Origin of the sequence: Variovorax sp. J2P1-31 (assembly GCF_030317215.1) — a bacterium.
Taxonomy (GTDB): domain Bacteria; phylum Pseudomonadota; class Gammaproteobacteria; order Burkholderiales; family Burkholderiaceae_C; genus Variovorax.
The window spans coordinates 1-18525 of sequence record NZ_JASZYA010000006.1; the positions used below are offsets into that span (position 1 = coordinate 1).

At 69.7% G+C, this 18525-nt stretch carries 17 protein-coding genes and 1 pseudogene; 1 reads left to right on the top strand and 17 read right to left on the bottom strand.

The window, feature by feature from the left end:
• Together QTI20_RS29525 and QTI20_RS29530 are read right to left on the bottom strand one after the other, a co-directional pair.
• Nucleotides 1-386: pseudogene (locus QTI20_RS29525) on the bottom strand (hypothetical protein); the annotation flags it as partial.
• Entirely contained in the window at nt 386-664 is a 279-nt protein-coding gene (locus tag QTI20_RS29530; protein WP_286555926.1) for a hypothetical protein, read from the bottom strand. The gene QTI20_RS29530 and the pseudogene QTI20_RS29525, both read right to left, overlap by 1 nt.
• Nucleotides 665-755: 91 nt before the next feature.
• Between QTI20_RS29530 and QTI20_RS29535 the strand changes: the two genes are divergently transcribed.
• Nucleotides 756-1541, top strand: coding sequence for an AraC family transcriptional regulator (locus QTI20_RS29535; protein ID WP_286555928.1), 786 nt, complete (start codon nt 756-758; stop codon nt 1539-1541).
• 215 nt (nt 1542-1756) lie between these two features.
• Here QTI20_RS29535 and QTI20_RS29540 read toward each other — a convergent pair whose 3' ends face one another.
• The 15 genes from QTI20_RS29540 to QTI20_RS29610 form a co-directional block, all read right to left on the bottom strand.
• Entirely contained in the window at nt 1757-2803 is a 1047-nt protein-coding gene (locus QTI20_RS29540; protein ID WP_286555929.1) for a LacI family DNA-binding transcriptional regulator, read from the bottom strand.
• Nucleotides 2804-2855: 52 nt separating this feature from the next.
• On the bottom strand, nt 2856-4079 hold the full coding sequence (locus tag QTI20_RS29545; protein ID WP_286555931.1) for a fumarylacetoacetate hydrolase family protein: 1224 nt from the start codon (nt 4077-4079) through the stop codon (nt 2856-2858).
• Nucleotides 4080-4847, bottom strand: coding sequence for an enoyl-CoA hydratase/isomerase family protein (locus tag QTI20_RS29550; RefSeq protein ID WP_286555933.1), 768 nt, complete (start codon nt 4845-4847; stop codon nt 4080-4082).
• 25 nt (nt 4848-4872) lie between these two features.
• Nucleotides 4873-6018, bottom strand: coding sequence for an extracellular solute-binding protein (locus QTI20_RS29555; RefSeq protein ID WP_286555935.1), 1146 nt, complete (start codon nt 6016-6018; stop codon nt 4873-4875).
• Nucleotides 6015-7220 carry a CaiB/BaiF CoA transferase family protein gene (locus tag QTI20_RS29560; RefSeq protein WP_286555937.1) on the bottom strand — a complete coding sequence of 402 codons (1206 nt, stop codon included), beginning with the start codon at nt 7218-7220 and terminating at the stop codon, nt 6015-6017. The genes QTI20_RS29555 and QTI20_RS29560 overlap by 4 nt, the downstream gene beginning before the upstream one ends.
• A gap of 29 nt (nt 7221-7249) precedes the next feature.
• The gene (locus tag QTI20_RS29565; protein WP_286555939.1) at nt 7250-8428 is read right to left on the bottom strand and encodes an ABC transporter ATP-binding protein; all 1179 of its coding nucleotides are present in this window, start codon (nt 8426-8428) and stop codon (nt 7250-7252) included.
• Nucleotides 8429-8480: 52 nt separating this feature from the next.
• Nucleotides 8481-9335, bottom strand: a complete 855-nt coding sequence (locus QTI20_RS29570) for a carbohydrate ABC transporter permease (protein ID WP_286555941.1) — start codon at nt 9333-9335, stop codon at nt 8481-8483.
• Nucleotides 9335-10285: a carbohydrate ABC transporter permease gene (locus tag QTI20_RS29575; RefSeq protein WP_286574314.1), complete on the bottom strand. Its 951-nt coding sequence runs from the start codon at nt 10283-10285 to the stop codon at nt 9335-9337. The genes QTI20_RS29570 and QTI20_RS29575 overlap by 1 nt, the downstream gene beginning before the upstream one ends.
• Nucleotides 10286-10295: 10 nt before the next feature.
• Entirely contained in the window at nt 10296-11546 is a 1251-nt protein-coding gene (locus QTI20_RS29580; RefSeq protein ID WP_286555944.1) for an ABC transporter substrate-binding protein, read from the bottom strand.
• A 155-nt stretch (nt 11547-11701) separates the two neighbouring features.
• Nucleotides 11702-12472 (bottom strand): SDR family NAD(P)-dependent oxidoreductase, encoded by a 771-nt coding sequence (locus QTI20_RS29585; RefSeq protein WP_286555945.1) that lies wholly within the window; start codon nt 12470-12472, stop codon nt 11702-11704.
• Nucleotides 12473-12501: 29 nt separating this feature from the next.
• Nucleotides 12502-13560 carry a LacI family DNA-binding transcriptional regulator gene (locus QTI20_RS29590; protein WP_286555948.1) on the bottom strand — a complete coding sequence of 353 codons (1059 nt, stop codon included), beginning with the start codon at nt 13558-13560 and terminating at the stop codon, nt 12502-12504.
• A gap of 46 nt (nt 13561-13606) precedes the next feature.
• The gene (locus QTI20_RS29595; RefSeq protein ID WP_286555949.1) at nt 13607-14779 is read right to left on the bottom strand and encodes an aldose 1-epimerase family protein; all 1173 of its coding nucleotides are present in this window, start codon (nt 14777-14779) and stop codon (nt 13607-13609) included.
• Nucleotides 14776-15687, bottom strand: a complete 912-nt coding sequence (locus QTI20_RS29600) for a sugar phosphate isomerase/epimerase family protein (RefSeq protein WP_286555952.1) — start codon at nt 15685-15687, stop codon at nt 14776-14778. The genes QTI20_RS29595 and QTI20_RS29600 overlap by 4 nt, the downstream gene beginning before the upstream one ends.
• A gap of 180 nt (nt 15688-15867) precedes the next feature.
• Nucleotides 15868-16974, bottom strand: coding sequence for a Gfo/Idh/MocA family protein (locus QTI20_RS29605; protein ID WP_286555953.1), 1107 nt, complete (start codon nt 16972-16974; stop codon nt 15868-15870).
• Nucleotides 16975-17188: 214 nt separating this feature from the next.
• Entirely contained in the window at nt 17189-18400 is a 1212-nt protein-coding gene (locus QTI20_RS29610) for a serine hydrolase domain-containing protein (RefSeq protein WP_286555955.1), read from the bottom strand.
• Nucleotides 18401-18525 lie beyond the last annotated feature (125 nt).

Consider the following 18525-nt stretch of genomic DNA (forward strand, 5'->3'; position numbering starts at 1 on the left):
CTTCCCGAAGGGTTGGCTGAGCCAGGGGCCGTCTGCGGCGTTGCCCGCGCTTGCAAGGCGCAAGCCTTGCTGCGCACGGGCGCCGTGCAACCAGCCCCAGGCTCAGCCCACCCAACCCCGGAAATAGCGTTAACAGGCCCTGGCACCATGCCCTGGCACAGCGCACGCATCCGCGCCTTGTGGCGCTTGAAGAACAGCGCGCGCTGCTTGCGGTCCTCGTGGCTCTCGTCGGCATGGTCGCCGGGCAGGTGGTCGGTGAGCAGCACGAAGCGCTCGCCGCGGTCGAGCAGCGCTTCGAGCGCCTGCTCCGGCGTGTCGGCCGCCGACGGCTGCTGTTGCGCCTCGCGCATGAACACCAGCGGGAACCTCGTCGTGTCGAGCCGCATCACGCCTCCGCGGGCGATGCGGCGCCGATCCGCGCCTCGACGAAGGCGCGCAGCTGCGGGTCGCGGATCTCGAACACCTCGAACAGGCCCAGCGCGCGCAGCGCGGGCAGCAAGTCTTCGAGGTCCCGCAGCGCGGCCTCGCGCGCCGCGGGCGTGAGGGCCGGATTCGCGAAGGCCGCGGCGTTGACGAGGAAGGCGCCGACCGTGCCCTTGCGGACGGTGGTGCCCTGGATCTCGATCTCGTTCTGTGTGTCCGGAAGGACGTCCTGTGCGCGCATGGGCAATCTCCTGAAGGGTTGGCCTCCAGCGTAAGGACGAACATACCGGCGGCTGTAGACTGGATCGGCCAACCAATAGCTCGAATCCGCCATGCTCGACCCCCTGCTCCAACTCGCCGACCATGTCGACCGCGACGACGGCCCCGTGGTGATCGCGGCCGAGGGCAGCCAGGACGGCGAGCTGGCGTCCGGCGCACATTCCCATGCGCGCGGCCAGCTGTTCGGCTCGCTGCGCGGCCTGCTGTCGGTGGGCGTGGAGGACGGCGTCTGGATCGTGCCCGCCATCCATGCGGTGTGGCTGCCGCCGCACCAGCGGCATTCGGGCCGGTCGCACGGGCCCTTCCACGGCTGGAGCGTCTATGTGGCGGAGTCGGCCTGCGCCGACCTGCCGCCGCGGCCTTGCACGATCCGCACCTCGGGCCTGCTGCGCGAGGCGGTGCTGCGGGCCGCCAGCTGGCCCCTGCAGTCGCTGCCGCTCGACGGTGCCCGCGCCCATGTCGCGGCCCTGATCCTCGACGAGATCCGCCACCTGCCGGTCGAGCCCTTCGGCCTGCCGCTGCCGTCCGACCCGCGCCTGCAGCGGATCGCGAAGGCGCTGATCGCGGACCCGGCCGACGCGCGCGACCTCGAGGCCTGGGCGGCCTGGGCCGCGGTGAGTTCGCGCACGCTGAGCCGCCGCTTCGTGGCCGAGACCGGCTTCAACTTCACGGCCTGGCGGCAGCGGGCGCGCATGATGCGTTCGCTGGAAATGCTGGCGGCCGGCATGCCGGTGACCGCCATCGCACTGGACCTGGGCTATGCGACCGCGAGCGCCTTCATCGGGCTGTTCCGGCGCACCTTCGGGGAGACGCCGGCGGTCTATCGGACGCGGCTGTGAGCGGGCGGGACGCGCGTCGGCGACCTGCCGGCGTTCGGCCGTCCGATCCACAGGCCGGGCCGACTGCCAGGCGAAACCGCTGACGCCGAGGGGCGCGACGCGCGCTCGAGAAGGACATCGGAAACATGGAAGCGCCGAAGAGAGCGTCTGAAGAAGCCGGTGCGTCGCGCCATCACGGACAGGATTTCTTCACAGCCGTCATCGCGCAGGGACGCTCAGGCGCTGCCCCGCGCCACCAGCTCGAAGCCCAGGTCCACCGTGCGGGTGCCTGGCGTCTCGTTGCGCAGGCGACGGATCAGGATGCGCGCGGCTTCCTCGCCCATGCGCACCGTCGGCACCGCGATGGTCGTGAGGCCGGGGTTCAGTTCGCTCGCGACTTCGTAGTCGCCGAAGCCCATGATGGCCAGCGCCTGCGGTACCGCGATGCCCTGGCGCTGGCAGGCCAGCAGCGCCCCCGCGGCCAGCAGGTCGCTCGAGAACAGCAGCAGGTCGCTGTCGGGATGGCGTTCGCGGGCGGTGTCGAGCAGGGCCCGGCCGCTGGCCATGGTGTAGGGCAGGTCCTCGGTCACGACGGTGCGTGGCGCCACGCCCGGATAGTGCTGCGCCATGCCCGCCAGGTAGCCGTCGAGACGCTCCCGCGCACGGTCGTCACCGGGGCGCAGCGATCCGACGAAGGTCGGCCGCGCATAACCCTGCCGCCGCGCGTAGGCCACGGCCTCCGACAGCGCGGACTGGTTGGAAAAACCCACCAGCTGGTCGATGGGCGTGTCGGTCCAGGCCCAGCTTTCGACCACCGGAATGGCGGCGCGCGCGAGCATTTCGCGCACCGCGTCGGTGTGGCGCGTGCCGACGAGAAAGAAGGCATCGGGGCGACGCCCGAGCAGGTTGCGCACCACCGCCTCTTCGCGCTCGTGGCTGTAGTCGCTGTGGCCGATGATCACCTGGTAACCCGCCTGCAGCAGCACGTTCGAGAGGCCTTGCAAGGTCTCCGCGAAGATCGAGGCCGCGATCTGCGGGATCACCGCCGCCACCGTCATGCTGCGGTTGGATGCGAGATGGCTGGCCGCGTGGTTCTGCACGTACTGCGTGGCGCGGATCGCCTCGCGCACGCGCTCCACCGTCTGCGGCGAACAACCACCCGGCTCGCGCAGCACGCGCGACACCGTCTGCGCCGACACCCCGGCCACCCGGGCGACGTCGGCCATGGTGACCGAGTTGGTGCCGAAGCGGCGGCGGGTCTGGCGTTTGTCGTTGTCGTTCATGGGCGGGCCCCGCATTCTGCCGCCAACCGGCCGACGTTCCGGGGCGAAGGCGTCATGCGCCAGCGCGCGTTTCCGCTCCCTGCGCTGTCAGCAGGCCGCGACCGGCCAGGTTGTGCATCAGCGCGCCGATGCCGAAGGTCCACGGCGGGATGGCGTCGCTGCGCCCCACCCGGTTGACCAGCGTGCCCAGCCGTTCCGCATGGATCGCCACCCGGTCGCCCACGTGGTGCGTGAAGCCGGCGCCCGGCGCGTCGCGGTCCTGGATCGGCGCGAACATCGTGCCGCAGAACAGCAGGATGCCGTCGGGGTACTGGTGGTGCGCGCCCATGGCATGGCGCACCAGGTCCAGCGGGTCGCGACTGATCCGCGCCATCGAGCTCGCGCCATCGAGCACGAAGCCGTCGTCCTCGCCCTCGACGCGCAGCGACACCACGGTGGCACGCACGTCGTCGATGCCGAACTGCGCGTCGAACAAGCGGATGAAGGGGCCGATGGCGCAGGCGCCGTTGTTGTCCTTGGCCTTGCCCAGCAGCAGCGCGCTGCGGCCTTCGAAGTCGCGCAGGTTGACATCGTTGCCCAGCGTGGCGCCCACCACCTGGCCGCGCGCATCGACCACCAGCACCACCTCGGGCTCGGGGTTGTTCCAGGTCGAGCCCGGGTGCAGGCCCACCTGCACGCCGGTGCCGACCGAGGCCAGCGGCGCGGCCTTGGTGAAGACTTCGGCGTCGGGCCCGATGCCGACCTCCAGGTACTGCGACCACAGGCCCTGCGCCAGCAGCACCGCCTTGAGCCGGTCGGCCTCGGGCGAGCCCGGGCGGATGCCCGAGAGGTCGTCGCCGACCACGGCCACGACCTGCCGGCGCACCGCCTCGGCGCGGCCCGCGTCGCCGCGTGCCTGCTCCTCGATCACGCGCTCGACCATGCTGGCCGCGAAGGTCACGCCGGCGGCCTTCACCACCTGCAGGTCATTGGGTGCCAGCAGGTGGCGCCGGGCGATGTCCGGCCCGTGCGCGGCGGTGTCGGCCAGCCAGTCGGACAGCGGCCCCAGGCAGGGACCGGCGGCGCCGCGTACCGCCTGCACCGCATCGCCGCGATCGAGCAGTGCCGACATCGTGGGCGCCAGCGCGCCGATGTCGAACAGCTGCCCGTCGCGCACCGTCACCAGCGTGGGCCCGCCACCGGGGCCGGGCACCCACACGCGGCCGACCAGCAGCGCACGCTCGGCATCGCGCGGCAGCGTCGCCTGCACGCTCAGGGATTCATGCCATGACTGCATTCAACGCCCCTTGAACTGTGCGGGACGGCGCGCCTTGAAGGCCGCACGGCCTTCGCCCGCGTCCTCGGTGGCGAAGCACACGGTCTGCAGGTCGCGTTCGTACTGGATGGCCATCTCCAGCGGCATCGCATAGGCGGCGCGCACATTGGCCTTGGCGGTCTGGACCGCGATCGGCGGCCGGCTCGCCAGCGTGGCGGCGATCGCCTGTGCGCGCGCCAGCAGGTCGGCCGCCGGCACCAGTTCGCTCACCAGGCCCCATTGCAGCGCCTGCTGCGCCGTGATCGGGTCACCGCCCATGAGCATCAGCGAGGCGTTCGAGGGCCCGATGCTGTGCGCGAGCATGTACGACATGCCGCCGCCGCCGATCCAGCCCAGCTTGACTTCGGGGGCGCCGAGCTTGGCGTGGTCGGCCGCGATGCGGATGTCGCAGGACATGGCCGTTTCGAGCCCACCGCCCAGCGCATAGCCGTTGATGGCGCACACCACCGGCTTGCGCAGCGCGCGGATCGCATCGCAGTAGTCGGGCCGGTTGCGGAAGGTCCAGGGCGAGTCGTAGCCGTCGAGCTCGGCGATGTCGCTGCCGGCGCAGAAGGCCTTCTCGCCGGCGCCGGTGAGGACCACGGCACGGATGTCCGCGCGCGCGTTGCAGTCGTTCACGTGCGCCACCAGTGCGTCGGCCATCTCGGGCGTGACGGCATTGAGCTTCTCGGGGCGGTTGAGGATGAGGGTGGCGATGTGGTCGCACACCTCGAACAGGATGTGGTTCATGGCAGATGCTTTCGAGAGAAAAAGTTCAGACTTCGCTGCCCGCGGGACGGCAGCGCGCATACAACGCCTGCAGTGCGGCCAAGGCCGGAGCCGCGGCCAGCCGGTCGGCCAGCGCGTTGCGGACCAGCGCCGAGGCCGCGGTCTGGAACGGGATGTAGCCGGGGTGGCGCGGTCGCACGATGGCCTGCTCGAGCGTGGCCTGCGTCTGCGCGTAGAAGCCGTTCCAGGCCGCGTTGACGCGCGCATCGCGCCACGCCGCGCGCGCGCTCGGCTGGCCGTCGGCGAAGGGAATAAAGTCGCATTGCATCGAAGGGCTCATCAGCTGCGCGAGATGCCGGCGCAGCGTCTCGTCCACCCTGGCGCGGCGGCTCACCGCAAGGCCGGTGCCACCGAGCGTCGAACCCAGGCGGCCTTCGGGACCGGCCGGCACATCGCCAAAGCGCAGCGGCTGCCGGCCCTCGCCCGCGACCGCGTAGTTGACGTAGCCGTAGACCAGCGGGCAGTACACCGCTTCGGCATCGCGCGCCATCGCGTCGAGGATGCGGATCGGGTTCAACGCGGCCCAGCCGCGGAAGGACTGCGCATGCAGCGCGGTCAGCAGGTCCCACGCCGCGACCGCGCCCTCGCCTGCGAACAGCCGGTCCGGGTCGCTCGCCGCCGGTGCGTCGCCGTGCGCGGCCGCCATGCTGAACAAGGTGAGCGCGGCATGCGGTCCGGCCAGCGAGAGGCACACGGGCTGGCGCCGCGCGAGCGAGAGCACCTCGGTCCAGTCGCGCGGCAGTGCGCCCTCGAGCCGGTCTTCGCGCGCCACCGCGACCTGCGTGGCGGCGTCCAGCGGCAGCGCCCACTGCGTGCCCGCATAGCGGTAGCTGTCGAAGGACTGGCCGATGCTCTGCGCGCGCCAGTCCGCCAGCGTGGCCGCGTCGTACAGCGATGCGAGCGGTTGCAGGCAGTCGCCGGCCACCGCATCGCCGATGTGCGGATGGTCGAGCACGATCAGGTCGTAGCGCTCGGCCAGTTCCTCGATCGGATGCGACTCGAAACCCTCGAGCGGCTGGCGCTCCCATGTCAGGTCCAGCCCGTCGGCGCGTGCGCGCTGCGCCGCGCGCTCCAGCGCGACGTAGCCGCGCGGATGGTCCCAGGTGAGGCCGCGGTAGGCAGGGCTCGTCACAGCGTGTCTTCTCCGATCACCTTGGCGCTCATCAGCGCGTCGATGCGCTCCGCGCCCCAGCCCAGCTCGCCGAGGATCTCGCGCGTGTGCTGGCCCGCCAGCGGCGCGCCGCGCCGAACGCTCGAGGGTGTGCGCGTGAACTGGATCGGAAAGCCCGGCGTCTTCACCTTGCCCTCGGTCGGGTGCTCGTACTCGACGAAGGTGCCGTTGTGCACGATCTGCGGGTCGTTCATCACGTCGGCGTAGCCGTACACCGGTCCCGCCCAGATGTCGGCCGCGCGGAAAGCCTCGAGCCAGTCGGCGGTGGGGCGATGGCGCAGCCGGTCGCGGGTGATGACGAAGATCTCGTCGCGCCGCGCGAAGGTGTCGCGCTCGTCGTCGAAGCCGGCCAGCTCGGGCGCCTCGATCACCTGCGCCAGCGCCGCCATCTTCGGGAAGGCCAGCGCCAGGAAGCCGTCCTGCGTGGCGAACACGCCGTAGGGCGCGCGGATGTAGACATGCGCGTGCGGCTCGGCCGTGCGTTCCTGCGGCTTGCCCGCCACGCTGAACACCGACAGCTCCTGCATCTGCAGCGCCACGATCGCGTCGAGCATGTTGACCTTCACCAGCTGGCCCTCGCCGGTGCGCTCGCGGTGCAGCAACGCGGCGATCACGGCCTCGAAGGCGGTCGAGGCCGTGATGGCGTCCACCAGGTACTGGCCCGCGGGCGTCGGCGGCTCACCGGCACGACCGGTCGACAGCATCGCGCCGCTCATGGCCTGCAGCAGCAGGTCCTGGCCGGGCCAGAGCTTGTAGGGGCCGTCCTCGCCGTAGCCCGACATCGACACGTAGACCAGCCGCGGGTTGATCTTCGACAGCGTCTCGTAGTCCACGCCCAGGCGCTGTGCCACGCCAGGGCGGTAGTTCTGCAGGAACACGTCGGAGGTGCGCACCAGCTCGTAGAGCGCGTCGCGACCCTCGTCGTTCTTGAGGTCGACCGCCAGGCTGCGCTTGTTGCGGTTGAGCGAGAGGAAGGACACGTTGATGCGGTTGCCGCGCGCGCCGCCGGCCGAGACGTGGCGCTGCCATTCGCCGGTCACGGGCTCGACCTTGATGACGTCGGCGCCGAGGTCGCCCAGCCGCTGGGCGGCGAAGGGACCGGCCATGGCGATGGAGCAGTCGAGGACGCGGAAGCCCTCGAGGATGTTGGATGGTTTGTTCATGGAGTCGTTGACGGGTTGGGGGATTCGTTTCACTGCACCTGGCGCGCCGCGAGCGCCAGGTTGCGGCCGGTGGCGGCGTCGAACAGCACGGCCTGCGCGAGGTCGAGGCCGACCACCACCGCTTCGCCGGCGCGCAGGTCGGTGTAGCCGGGCAGGGTCACCATCACGTCCGCACCGGCGTTGCCTTCTTCTTCATGCAGCGTCTGCGCCTGCGTGAGGCTCACGGCCACCAGCGACTCGGCGCCCACGTGCTCGACCAGCGACACCGTGCCCGCCAGGCCCTGCCCGGCGCGGGCCACCGTGAGTGCATTCGGCCGCACGCCGAGCACCGCATCGCCGCCCTGCGCGCCTGCCAGGCTCTGGAGCTGCACCGGCATGGTCATGCGCGTGTCGCCGATCGCGAGCGTCTGCGCATCGGCCTGCACGCGCAGCAGGTTCATCGGCGGCGTGCCGATGAAACGCGCCACGTAGAGGTTCGCGGGCTGCTCGTAGATGTCGCGCGGCGTGCCGAACTGCTGCACCACGCCGTCCTTGAGCAGGGCGATGCGGGTGCCCATGGTCATGGCCTCGACCTGGTCGTGCGTCACGTAGACGAAGGTGCCGCCCACGCGCTGATGTAGCTTGGTGATCTCCGAACGCATGGTGGTGCGCAGCTTGGCGTCGAGGTTCGACAGCGGCTCGTCCATCAGGAACACCTGCGGCTGGCGCACCATCGCGCGGCCCAGCGCCACGCGCTGGCGCTGCCCGCCGGACAGCGTGCGCGGGAACTTGTCGAGCCATTCGGTCAGCGCCAGCGTGCGCGCGGTGCGCTCCACCAGCTGCGAGACTTCCGGCGAGCGCTCGATGCGCCGCTTGGCCATGCCACCCAGCAGCGGGATGTGGAACCACCAGCGGTGCTGCCGCATGATCAGCGGAAAGGCGATGTTGCGGCGCACCGTCATGTGCGGATAGAGCGCATACGACTGGAACACGAAGGCGATGTCGCGTTCGGTGGGCGGCAGCTCGTCCACGCGGCGCTCGTTGATGTGGATCTCGCCGCCGCTGATGCTCTCGAGCCCGGCGAGCATGCGCAGGAGCGTCGACTTGCCGCAGCCCGAGGGGCCGAGCAGCACGAGGAACTCGCCGTCGGGCACGTCGAGGGAAACGCCCTTCACCACCTGCTTGTCGGCGAAGTCTTTGGTGATGTGCTGAAGTTGGATGGAGGCCATGAGGCTTCTCCTTTTCTGTGTGTCTGTGGTGTGCTGTGGAAGGGGTCGCCGGTCAGCCCTTGACGCTGCCGGCCGTCATGCCGGAAACAACGTGGCGTTGCACGACCAGGTAGAAGGCCACCGCGGGCAGCGTGTACATCACGCCCACGGCCATGACCGCGTCGAGCGGTGTGCTGAGCTCGCCGATGAAGCCGGCCAGCCCGACCGAGGCGGTGTGCAGCCGCTCCTCGGTGATCAACGTCTGCGCGAACACGTACTCGTTCCAGCCGTGAAAGAAGGAGATCACCGCCGCCGCCGCCAGCGTGGGCGCGATCAGCGGCACCACCACCTGCAGCACGATGCCGACGCGCGAGCAGCCGTCGATCCGCGCGGCCTCCTCGACCTCGATGGGCACGCCGTCGATCGCGCCCTTGAGGATCCAGGTGATCACCGGCACGGTGAAGGCGGTGTTCGCGAGGATCAGGCCCGAGAGCGTGTTGAGCAGCGAGAGCTGCGAGAAGATCGCGTACAGCGGCACCACCAGCATGGCCTCGGGCAGCATCTGCGTGGCGAACAGGCCGAAGCCGATCGCGCCCTTCCCGCCGAAGCGGAAGCGCGACAGCGCATAGGCTGGGAACACCGCCAGCGCGATGCTCAGCACCGTGGTGCCGATGGCCACCCAGGCGCTGTTGAGCAGCCAGGTCGCGACCGGCTTGATCGCGAACACCTCGCCATAGACCGGCAGCCGCGACAGCGAAGGCAGCAGTTGCGGCCGGTCGCCGAACAGCGCCTCCGACGGCGTGAGCGAGGTCACGAGCATCCAGTAGATCGGGAAGGCGGCGGCGCCGAGCAGGGCCAGCACCGCGAGCATGCGCAGCGCATGGCGCGTGGACATCGCCGGCATGGGGACGGAAGCGGCGGCGCTCATCAGCGGGCCCCCTGCTTCTCGGCGCGCGCCGTGTAGCGGAAGTACACCAGCGTCACGGCCAGCGCGATGACCACGCCCACCATGCCCACCGCCGCGGCCTGGCCGAGGTGGTGGTTCACGAAGGCGCGGCGATACAGGTCGATCACCAGCGTGTTGGTCGAGCCGACCGGCCCGCCCTGCGTGAGCAGCCAAATCAGGTCGAAGCGCCGCAGCGACCAGATGGTCGAGAACAGCGCCAGCAGCGCCACCGACGGCCGGATGGTGGGCCACACCACCGCCTTGAACACGCTCAGCCGATCGGCGCCGTCCATCACCGCGGCCTCGCGCAGTTCGGAGGGCACGCCCTGCAGCGCGGCCAGCAGCACCACCGAAGCGAAGGGAAAGATCTGCCAGATGGTGGTGATCAGCACCGCGGGCATCGCATGCTGCATGCTGTCGAGCCAGTTCTCCTGGCCGGCCTCGATGCCGAAGAAGCGCAGCGTGTGGCCGAACACGCCGTACTGCGCGTTGTAGATCCAGATGAAGATCAGCGCCACCGCCACCGGGGGCGCGGCCCAGGGGATGGTGACCAGTGCGCGCGCGATGCCGCGGCCACGGAAGGGCGCGTCCAGGAGCAATGCCGACCCCAGCCCCAGGCCGATGGCCGAGGCCACGCAGGCGACGGTGTAGAGCAGCGTGGTGAAGATCACGCGATGGAAGTCCGGGTCGCGCCAGAGGTCGGCGTAGTTCTGCAGCCCGACCCACTGGCCGTCCGCCGGCGCGAGCAGCGAGGTCGAGGTGAAGCTCAGCATCAGCTCGCGCAGCAGCGGATAGCCCTGGAACACCAGCAGGTAGAGCGTGGCCGGCAGCACCAGCGCGTAGGGCATCAGCCGGTGGCCGTCGAGGCGGCTCGGCCGACCGGCGCGCACCGGCTGCGCTGCGCCGGGCTTGGCGGCGGAAGAACGAAGCACGGCGGCCATGTCAGCGCTTCAGCACGCGCGTCAGCACGGTCTGCTGCGCATCGTTCATGGCTTTGGCCGGATCGACACCGCCCTGCAGCACGCGGATGACCTGCTCGATCACCACCTGCTGGATCTCGGGCGCCTTGACTTCCAGGCCCTGCGGCAACGCGGGCACGCTGTGGGCGGTCTGCTGGTCGTACACCGTGATCCACGGCCACTTGGCGACCTCTTCGTCGGAGCGCGGCACGGCGATCGCCACGCTGGAGGCACCGTGGATCAACTGCAGGTCGCGCTGCGCCTCGGGCGTGAGCATCCACTTGAGGAAGGTGCCGGCGGCCGCCTTGTTCTTGCTGTTGGCGTTGATGCCGATGGGCGCCAGGATCATGCCCTGCGCGCGCGTGGGAAAGGGCGACGGGCCGGCGCCGACCTCGAAGCCCTTGGCGGCGGTCGCCAGGTTGGCCGCGACACCGCCGTTGTCGATCTGGATCGCGACCTTGCCTTCGGCGAACATGCGGCGGTAGGTGGCGGCGTCGGCGCCCTTGGGCGTGGCGGCGGCGTCGTACATCTTCTTGTACGCGGCCACCCCTTCGATCACCTTGGCGCTGTTGATCGTCGGGTTGCCCTGCTCGTCGGACCAGCGTCCGCCGAAGCCATAGACGTAGTTGCAGAGGTCATACCAGAAGCCGCCGCGCTCGGCCATGGTGGCGCGGTAGGCGTAGCCGTAGTTGCCGGCAGCCGTGGCGGCCTTGGCCGCGGCCAGGAATTCGTCGAAGTTCGCCGGCGCCTTGCCCTTCAACAGGTTCTTGTTGAAGACCATCGCGTAGTTGCTGACCTCGAACACCACGCCGTAACGCGCGCCGCCGACCTTCATGTACTTGTCGGGTCCGGTCAGCGGGAAGGCGCCGTCGGCGATCACGTCGTCGATGGGCGCCAGCCGCTTGGCATCGACCGCGGCATAGAACTCGGGCAGGTCGAAGCGCACGAGGTCCGGGCCGGCGTTGCCGCCCATCTGCGTGAAGATCGTGCTCGAGAAGGACGAGAACGGGATCGTCACCGGCTGGATCTCGACCTTGTCCTGGCTCTGATTGAACTTGCCGATCCAGGCGCGCATCTTCTCGCCGCGCGCGGGCTCGGCGAAGCTGGCCGCGGCAAAGGTCACGATCTGCTTGTCGGCCGCATGCACGGCGCCTGCCGCGGACACGGCGAGGGTGGCGAGCCCGGCCAGGCGCGCGAGGGTCGCGCGACGGCCATGGGAATGGCGGTGATTCATGCTTCTGTCTCCTGGGTCGGCCCTGCGGCCGGTCACGTCTGTGCGTTGATGGAAGTTGAATTAGCGCTAACTGTTAGCGCTAACAATTCGCAATGTAGCCTGACACCTGCAGCGCGCAGGCGCGGGATTTCCCTAGTTCTGCGAAGGGGCGAGGGTCATTGCATGACCCAGCCGCCGTCGACGTTGAGCGTCTGCCCGGTCACGAAACCGGCGCCTTCGGAAGCGAAGAACAGCATCGCGTTGGCGATGTCCTCGGGCGCGCCGCGGCGCTTGACGGACTGGTGCTCGAGCACGAAGCGCTCGTAGCCCTGCGGGTCCGGATGGATCTTCTCGGCGTCGGTCGGGAACGCGCCCGGCGACACCGCATTGACCGTGATGCCGTGCGGCCCGAGTTCGCGCGCCATGGCGCGCGTCATGCCGAGCAACGCCCCCTTGGAGGTCACGTAGGGGAGCAGCAGCGACCAGCCGCCGTACAGCGTGATGCTCACCACGTTGATGATCCGCCCGTGCTGCTGGCGCTTCATGTGCGGCAGGGCGGCCTGCACGCAGACCAGTGCGGCGTCGACGTTCACGCACTGCACCTGGCGATGGTCCTCGATGCTGTAGTCCTCGATGGCGCGCGAGGGGTAGACAGCCGCGTTGTTGATCAGCACGTCGATGCCGCCGATGGCCTCGAACAGCGCCGTCAGTTGCAGGCCCAGGCCCTGCGCATCGGACAGGTCGCCGCGCACGAAGCGCACCCGTTCGCGCACCTCGGCCGCTTCCGCGCTGCCGGCCGCGAGCAGGCGCTCGCCCTTCGCGGCATCGATGTCGAGCGCATGCACCTGCGCGCCGGCGCGGGCGAAGGCCCAGGTGATCGCGGTGCCGAGCCCGCCTGCAGCGCCGGTGATGAGCACCTTGCGGCCGGTCATGTCCATGGTCGTCATGTCGTCTGAGAAAGAGTGAAAGGAGCCCTTCAGGGCAGGTTCTCGCGCACCGCGATGCCGGCGCGTATCGGCTCCACGCCGGCGAGCGCATCGCGTCCGGCGCGCAGGTTGGCGAAGATGCGCACGCAGTTCATCACCTCGGTCTGCGGGTTCTGGTTGATGACCGCATCGAGCGTGCCGTCGATCAGCATGGCGCGGGTGTCGGGCGTGATCTCGTGGCCGACGAACACCACCTTGCGCTCCAGGCCTGCCTCCTTCAGCGCCCGGCCGATGCCGTCGGAGGCGCCGCCGATGTTGTAGAGCGCCACCAGGTCCGCATGCTGGCGCAGCAGCGTGCGCGCCTGCAGGTAGTTCTGCTGTGCGTCGTCCTGGCCCTCGCGCAGGCCCACCACCTGCAGTGCGGGGAACTGCTCGGCCAGCACGTCGAGGAAGCCGACCTCGCGCTCCTCGTGGCCGCGGTAGCTCAGGCTGCCGGCGATCAGGCCGACCTTGCCGCTCTCGCGCCGGAGCATCCGACCGAGCAGGTAGCCCGCGGTGCGGCCGGCCGCACGGTTGTCGATGCCCACATAGGCGGCCCGTCGGGAATCCGGCAGGTCTGACAGCAGCGTGAGCACGTGCACGCCCTCGGCCACCAGCGTGTCCACCGCTTCGCGCACCCGCGGATGCTCCAGCGCCACGAAGGCGATGCCGTCGCACTGCCGGCCGTGACGCAGCAACCGGGCCGCGAGCACCTCGGCGTCGAAGCCCTCGATCTCGACGCGGCGGCAGCGCACGTTGAAGGGTTCGAGCTGCTTCTCGACGATCTCCACGTGGTCGCCCAGCATGCGGATGAACTGGTTGGTGCCCGCGGGCAGCATGAAGCTCAAGGCCATGGGCCGCGGGCGGATCACCCGGTGCAGGTTCTCGTCGGGCAGGTAATGCAGCCGCGCAGCCGCCTTCACCACACGCTGGACCGTGGTCGCACGCACGCCCTTGCGTGCATGCAGCACGCGATCGACGGTGGCCTTGGACACGCCCGCTTCGCGTGCCACGTCTTCCAGCCGCGAGCGGCCATGGCCATCCTCGGGCGCGGGGGTCGGATCGTTCATGCCGCCGAGTATTCCCGCTGTGGCCGTGTCGCGCACGCCTTCCACCTCAGTCCCAGCGCCCCGTGACCACCGGGTACTCGGCCTCGGGCTGCGCGCAGATGGCGCGCACGCGGGCCTCGAAGGCCTCGATGTCGTCGCGACCGTCGAGCACCGCGAAGCGCGTGGTGTAGCGGCGCTCGTCGCCGTGCTCCAGCCAGATCAGTTCGCCGCGCTCGCGCGCGAAGGGCTTGCCCAGCACATGGTTCGTGCTGGGCTCGATGCCCATTGCGTACTGGCCCTTCTGGAAGTTCTGCCACTGGAACTGGCAGGGGAACTCGTCGCGGTTGACTTCGACCGACAGCCCGATGCCGCGCCCGCCGTCGAAGCCGTCGTTGACCAGGCCGACCGGGATGCGGCCCTGCGCATCGGCGGCCATCGCATGCTCGTACACCTGTTCGTGGAAGTCGTGGCGCGGCCCGGCCTGCGTGCGGTAGCCGGCCGACTGCCGTTGCAGCGCATCGGCGTGCGCGGCCCAGGGCGTGTGGCGCACCGGTGCGATGTAGCGGCTGCCCTCGTCGAGCACCGGGTGACCGACGTTGATGTGATAGCAGAACATGTGCGGCGTGCGGTAGAAGCCGTGGTTCACCACCCGGTCGTGCAGCGTGAATGCGCGCTCGCCCACGCGGGCCTCGATGCGCCGCACCAGGTGCAGGTCTTCACCGAACACCGTCGACTGCTGGATCACGCCTTCGCACCACAGGATGCATTCGTCGCCCTCCCAGCGCTCGCCGTAACCGGTGAGCCGCGCGGGGATGTTGGCCACGCGGCCATGCAGGCCGCTCTGGACCGCCTCGCGCGGGCCGTAGTGGTAGTGGCCCGCCGGGTCGCTGTCCATGAACAAGGTGTGGTCCAGCCCGCAGGTCACGAGCAGGCCCGAGAACGACCGCAACCAGCCCAGGCCGCCTTCGTCGGCGTTCTCGTGCAGGCCGGGGTGGCGAAATCCGGTGGGCGACTGCCAGCCGATGGCCGCGCCGCGGTACTCGCAGGCGCCGACGTCCATCGCGCGGTCGACCAGCACATGGAACGCAAAACCCGCGCCGGTGCGGAACTCGAGGCAGCGGATGCCGCGCTCCACGCCGTCGCCCAGCGTGACCAGCCGCACGCCCGCGAACTGCGACAGCGTGCCCGCGTGCTCGCGCAGCGACCGCCGCGTGTACCTGCGTCCGTGCAGCTGGGTCACGCGCCGGCCTCCAGCAACTGGGTGTCGAGGAATTTCTTGGCGCGCGGCACGTCGGCTTCATCGAGGTGCTCGATGATGATCGGGATGTTCGGATGGTGCTGCGCGAGCCGCTTGAGGTAGAGGCCGTAGTTGAGCGCGCCCAGGCCCGGCGCCGGCAGCTCGATCTCGCCCACGCCGCGGAACTGGTGCGCCTCGGAGGCGTCGATATCGGCGAACTTCTCGCCCTTGTCGGTGCCGCTGCTGCGCTTCACGTCCTTGGCATGCGCGATGCGTACCTTGTCGCCGAGCGCGTCGAACATCTGGTTGAGCACCTGGTCCATGCGGTCGATGTTGTGCGTCTCGAAGTAGTTGGTCGGGTCCATCAGCAGGCCCAGGCCCGGGTGGTTCACGTCGGCGAACAGGCGCAGCGTTTCCTCCACCGAGCCGATGATGTTGTTCACGTAGGTCTCGACCAGGAACATTGCACCGTGGTCGTGCGCTTCCTGCGCCAGCTCGCGCACCACCTTCACGCAGTCCTCGTAGGCGCGCTCGGTCTTGTTGTCGGGATGCGAGGACCAGTCGCTCTCGGGGTTCACCGTGCCGGTCTCGCTGATGACATAGGGCGTGCCGCAATCGCGCGCATGGCGCAGCGTGGCCTTCAGGTAGTCGTTGCGGCGCTGGCGCTCGGCCGCATCGGGATGAACGATGTTGGTGTACGCCGAGATGCAGCTGATCGGCAGGTTGTGCGCGCGGAAGGTGTCGCGCACGCGGTGGCACTTCTCGCGCGTGATCGCCTCGGGCGTGGAGAAGTCCATGTCCTTGAACGCGAGGTCCAGTTGCACGGTATTGAAGCCCTGGGCCTTGATGCGGCGCGCCGACTCCTCGAGCGCATAGGGAAAATAGCCGCTGAAAATTCCGACTTGAATCATGTCGCTTGTCTCCTGTGGGTTGTTCTTCAAAAACGCCGCCTCGGCGGCCGGGTATCTCAGAACGTGTGAAGGAACCGTCGCGAGCGCCCCGAGCCTGCGTTGAGGAGCGGAACCGCACTCGCGTGCGATGAGCACCGCAGGCGCGGGATCGGGGTGCGCAGCAGGTTCATTCGCACGTTCTCAGGCGCCGTATTCGGACAGCGAGACCGCGCGCTTCTCTTCGAGCGATCGGTAGCCCGCCTCGACCAGCGCCATCGTCTTCACGTTGTCGGCCACGTCGAGCAGCGGCGGCTCGCCGCTGTGCAGTGCCCACTGCAGCTGCTCCATCACGCCGGCGAAGGCCTGCGGGAACCAGCGCGTGGTCCATTGCGGCTGCACCCATGCGCCGCCGGTGCCGCCCGGGGTCATGCGCGAGGCATAGCGCAGCGTGCTCGGGCTGCCGTCGGGATAGTCGGGCCAGCCGATGGTGCCCTCGGCCACGCCCTCGGTGCCTTCGACGCGCCACTTGATGTAGGTGTCGGACTGGAAACCGTCGCCGTGCGGGCCGGTCCAGACGTCTTCCAGGCTCACCGCCATCACACCGCTGCGGAAACGCAGCGTCGAGCACACGATGCCGTCGCGGTGCGCGAAGCCGGTGCGCGGGTCCGGGCGCGCGGCGGTGTAGATGTCTTCGGGCTCGCCGAACAGGAAGCGCAGGACGTCGAGGTGGTGCACGCTCATGTTGGCCAGCGTGAGCCGGCCATAGCCGCGCAGGAACTCCTGCCAATGCGGGATGGCGCGCATCTCGATCGTCGCGAGCACCGGCGCACCGAGGTCGCCGCGATCGAGCAGTTGCTTGAGCACCCGCATCGACTGGTCGAAGCGCATGTTCTGGTTGACCGACAGCAGCTTGCCGGCGCGCTTCGCTTCGTCGGCCAGTGCGCTGGCCGTGGCGAGGTCGAGCGCCAGCGGCTTCTGTGCGAGCACCGCCTTCACATGCGGCTGCGCCAGCGCCAGGCGGATCAGCGCAGGCTGCAGATCCGGCGGATAGGCGATGTCGACGATCTGGACCTGCGGGTCGCGGATCAGCGATTCGGGGTCGTCGTGCACCGTGGGAATGCCGTGGCGCTGCGCCACCGCGGCCGCCTTGGCCCGGGTGCGCGAGGCGATGGCCACCACCGGGAAGCCGGCCTCGCGGTAGGCCGCGAGCTGCACGTCCGCCATGATGAAACCGGCGCCCACGGCGCCGATACGGAACGCGCGGCAGCGGATCGGTGCGTCGGGCACCAGGCCGTCGAGCCCGCTCATGGCATGCGCTCCAGGGCGAGCGCCCCTTGCCGGTGCGGCAGCCGCACAGTCCGTTCCTTCATGCTTGTCTCCGTTCTATCTTGACGCGAATGGAGGCAGTCGTCGCGCTGCCTTCAACGGAGATTAAGGGACGGCGCCGCCGGGCTCAACGCAAGGGTATGAGGTGTTTTGAGGTGATTCGACGCATCCCTGGCTCAGTGCTCGCGCCGGACATCTAGCCGCCGGGCTTCCCTGCCCCCTCGTCGTCGATCGCCTTCTGCACCGCCTTGTAGAAGTCATCCCGCGCCGCGCCGTCGACCCGGCTCGATGCCCCGCCGGCCCAGTCGCCGTTGGAGGCGATGACCAGTTGGCGCTTCGGGTCGATGAAGATGCCCTGGCCGAAGATGCCTCGCGCCGCGAAGCTGCCGTCGTCGTAGGTCCACCACTGGTAGCCGTAGCCGCGGCCCGGCTGGCCGGTGTCGGCGCGCCGGGTGGTGGCCTGGGCCAGCCAGTCGTCGGGCACGATCGGCTGCCCGCCGACCCTTGCACCGTCGAGGATGAACTGGCCGAAGCGCGCGAAGTCGCGCGTGGCCGCCTGGATGCAGCAACCGCTGATCTCCTGGCCCGTGCGGCTCAGCATCCAGGTGGCCTGCTGCTCCATGCCGGCCGGCCGCCAGATCTTCTCCGAGAGATAGTCGGCCAGCGGCTTGCCCGTGGCCCGCGCCACCAGCACCCCCACCAGGTTGGTCTCGCCGGTGCTGTAGTTCCAGCGCGTGCCCACCGGCGCCACCCGGGGCAGTTGGCGCAGATAGCTCACCAGCGCATCGACGCCCGGCTCGGGCCGATGCTTGTTGAAGCGCGCCACGTCCGACTGCGGATCGGCGTAGTTCTCGTTCCAGCGCACGCCCGAGGTCATGGTCAGCAGGTCGCGGATGCTGACAGCGTCATAGGCCGAGCCTTTCATCTCCTGGATGTAGTCGCTGACCTTGTCGTCGAGGCTGCGGATGTGGCCGTCGCGCACGGCGGCGCCGAGCAGGGTGGAGGTGAGGGATTTCGCCACCGAGAAACTGGTCCAGCGCCCCTGGGCGTCGAAGCCCAGGCCGTAGCGTTCCAGGCGCAGCCTGCCGCCCTGCAGGATCACGAGCGCGGCACTGCGCTGTTGCGCCATGAAGGCATCGACGTCCAGCGGCAGCGCCAGGGGCGGTCCGGGCGGCAGCGGGGACGGCGTGGTGCCGGCGGCCACCACGCGCGCCTTGGCCAGCACGGGCAGACGGTCGAGGGCCCGGAAGCCCGCGTCGCGCTGTGCCTGGTTCCAGAACAGCACGTCGCTGTCGGTCGGCAGCGTGGCGAGCAGGCCGCGCGTTTCCTTGTCCAGACTGAACCAGCCCGCAGTACCGGCGATGGCCAGAACGGCGAGCCCTCCGAGAACGATCTTGCCAAGCTTCATGCTGCAGCCTCCCTCCGTGGTGTTGTGATGTGCCGAGGCAGCAGATTGGACACCAAGCGGGGTCCGGCTTCCCTGCGCATCGAGACACGATCCATTCGAAAGGTGTCACTGCCCCTGTCCGGGAA

Excerpts from the sequence above, each read along its gene's own strand:
- QTI20_RS29530 (WP_286555926.1), bottom strand. The coding sequence starts at position 664 with ATGCGCGCACAGGACGTCCTTCCGGACACACAGAACGAGATCGAGATC.
- QTI20_RS29535 (WP_286555928.1), top strand. The coding sequence starts at position 756 with ATGCTCGACCCCCTGCTCCAACTCGCCGACCATGTCGACCGCGACGAC.
- QTI20_RS29540 (WP_286555929.1), bottom strand. The coding sequence starts at position 2,803 with ATGAACGACAACGACAAACGCCAGACCCGCCGCCGCTTCGGCACCAAC.
- QTI20_RS29545 (WP_286555931.1), bottom strand. The coding sequence starts at position 4,079 with ATGCAGTCATGGCATGAATCCCTGAGCGTGCAGGCGACGCTGCCGCGC.
- QTI20_RS29550 (WP_286555933.1), bottom strand. The coding sequence starts at position 4,847 with ATGAACCACATCCTGTTCGAGGTGTGCGACCACATCGCCACCCTCATC.
- QTI20_RS29560 (WP_286555937.1), bottom strand. The coding sequence starts at position 7,220 with ATGAACAAACCATCCAACATCCTCGAGGGCTTCCGCGTCCTCGACTGC.
- QTI20_RS29565 (WP_286555939.1), bottom strand. The coding sequence starts at position 8,428 with ATGGCCTCCATCCAACTTCAGCACATCACCAAAGACTTCGCCGACAAG.
- QTI20_RS29570 (WP_286555941.1), bottom strand. The coding sequence starts at position 9,335 with ATGAGCGCCGCCGCTTCCGTCCCCATGCCGGCGATGTCCACGCGCCAT.
- QTI20_RS29580 (WP_286555944.1), bottom strand. The coding sequence starts at position 11,546 with ATGAATCACCGCCATTCCCATGGCCGTCGCGCGACCCTCGCGCGCCTG.
- QTI20_RS29585 (WP_286555945.1), bottom strand. The coding sequence starts at position 12,472 with ATGACGACCATGGACATGACCGGCCGCAAGGTGCTCATCACCGGCGCT.
- QTI20_RS29590 (WP_286555948.1), bottom strand. The coding sequence starts at position 13,560 with ATGAACGATCCGACCCCCGCGCCCGAGGATGGCCATGGCCGCTCGCGG.
- QTI20_RS29600 (WP_286555952.1), bottom strand. The coding sequence starts at position 15,687 with ATGATTCAAGTCGGAATTTTCAGCGGCTATTTTCCCTATGCGCTCGAG.
- QTI20_RS29605 (WP_286555953.1), bottom strand. The coding sequence starts at position 16,974 with ATGAGCGGGCTCGACGGCCTGGTGCCCGACGCACCGATCCGCTGCCGC.
- QTI20_RS29610 (WP_286555955.1), bottom strand. The coding sequence starts at position 18,400 with ATGAAGCTTGGCAAGATCGTTCTCGGAGGGCTCGCCGTTCTGGCCATC.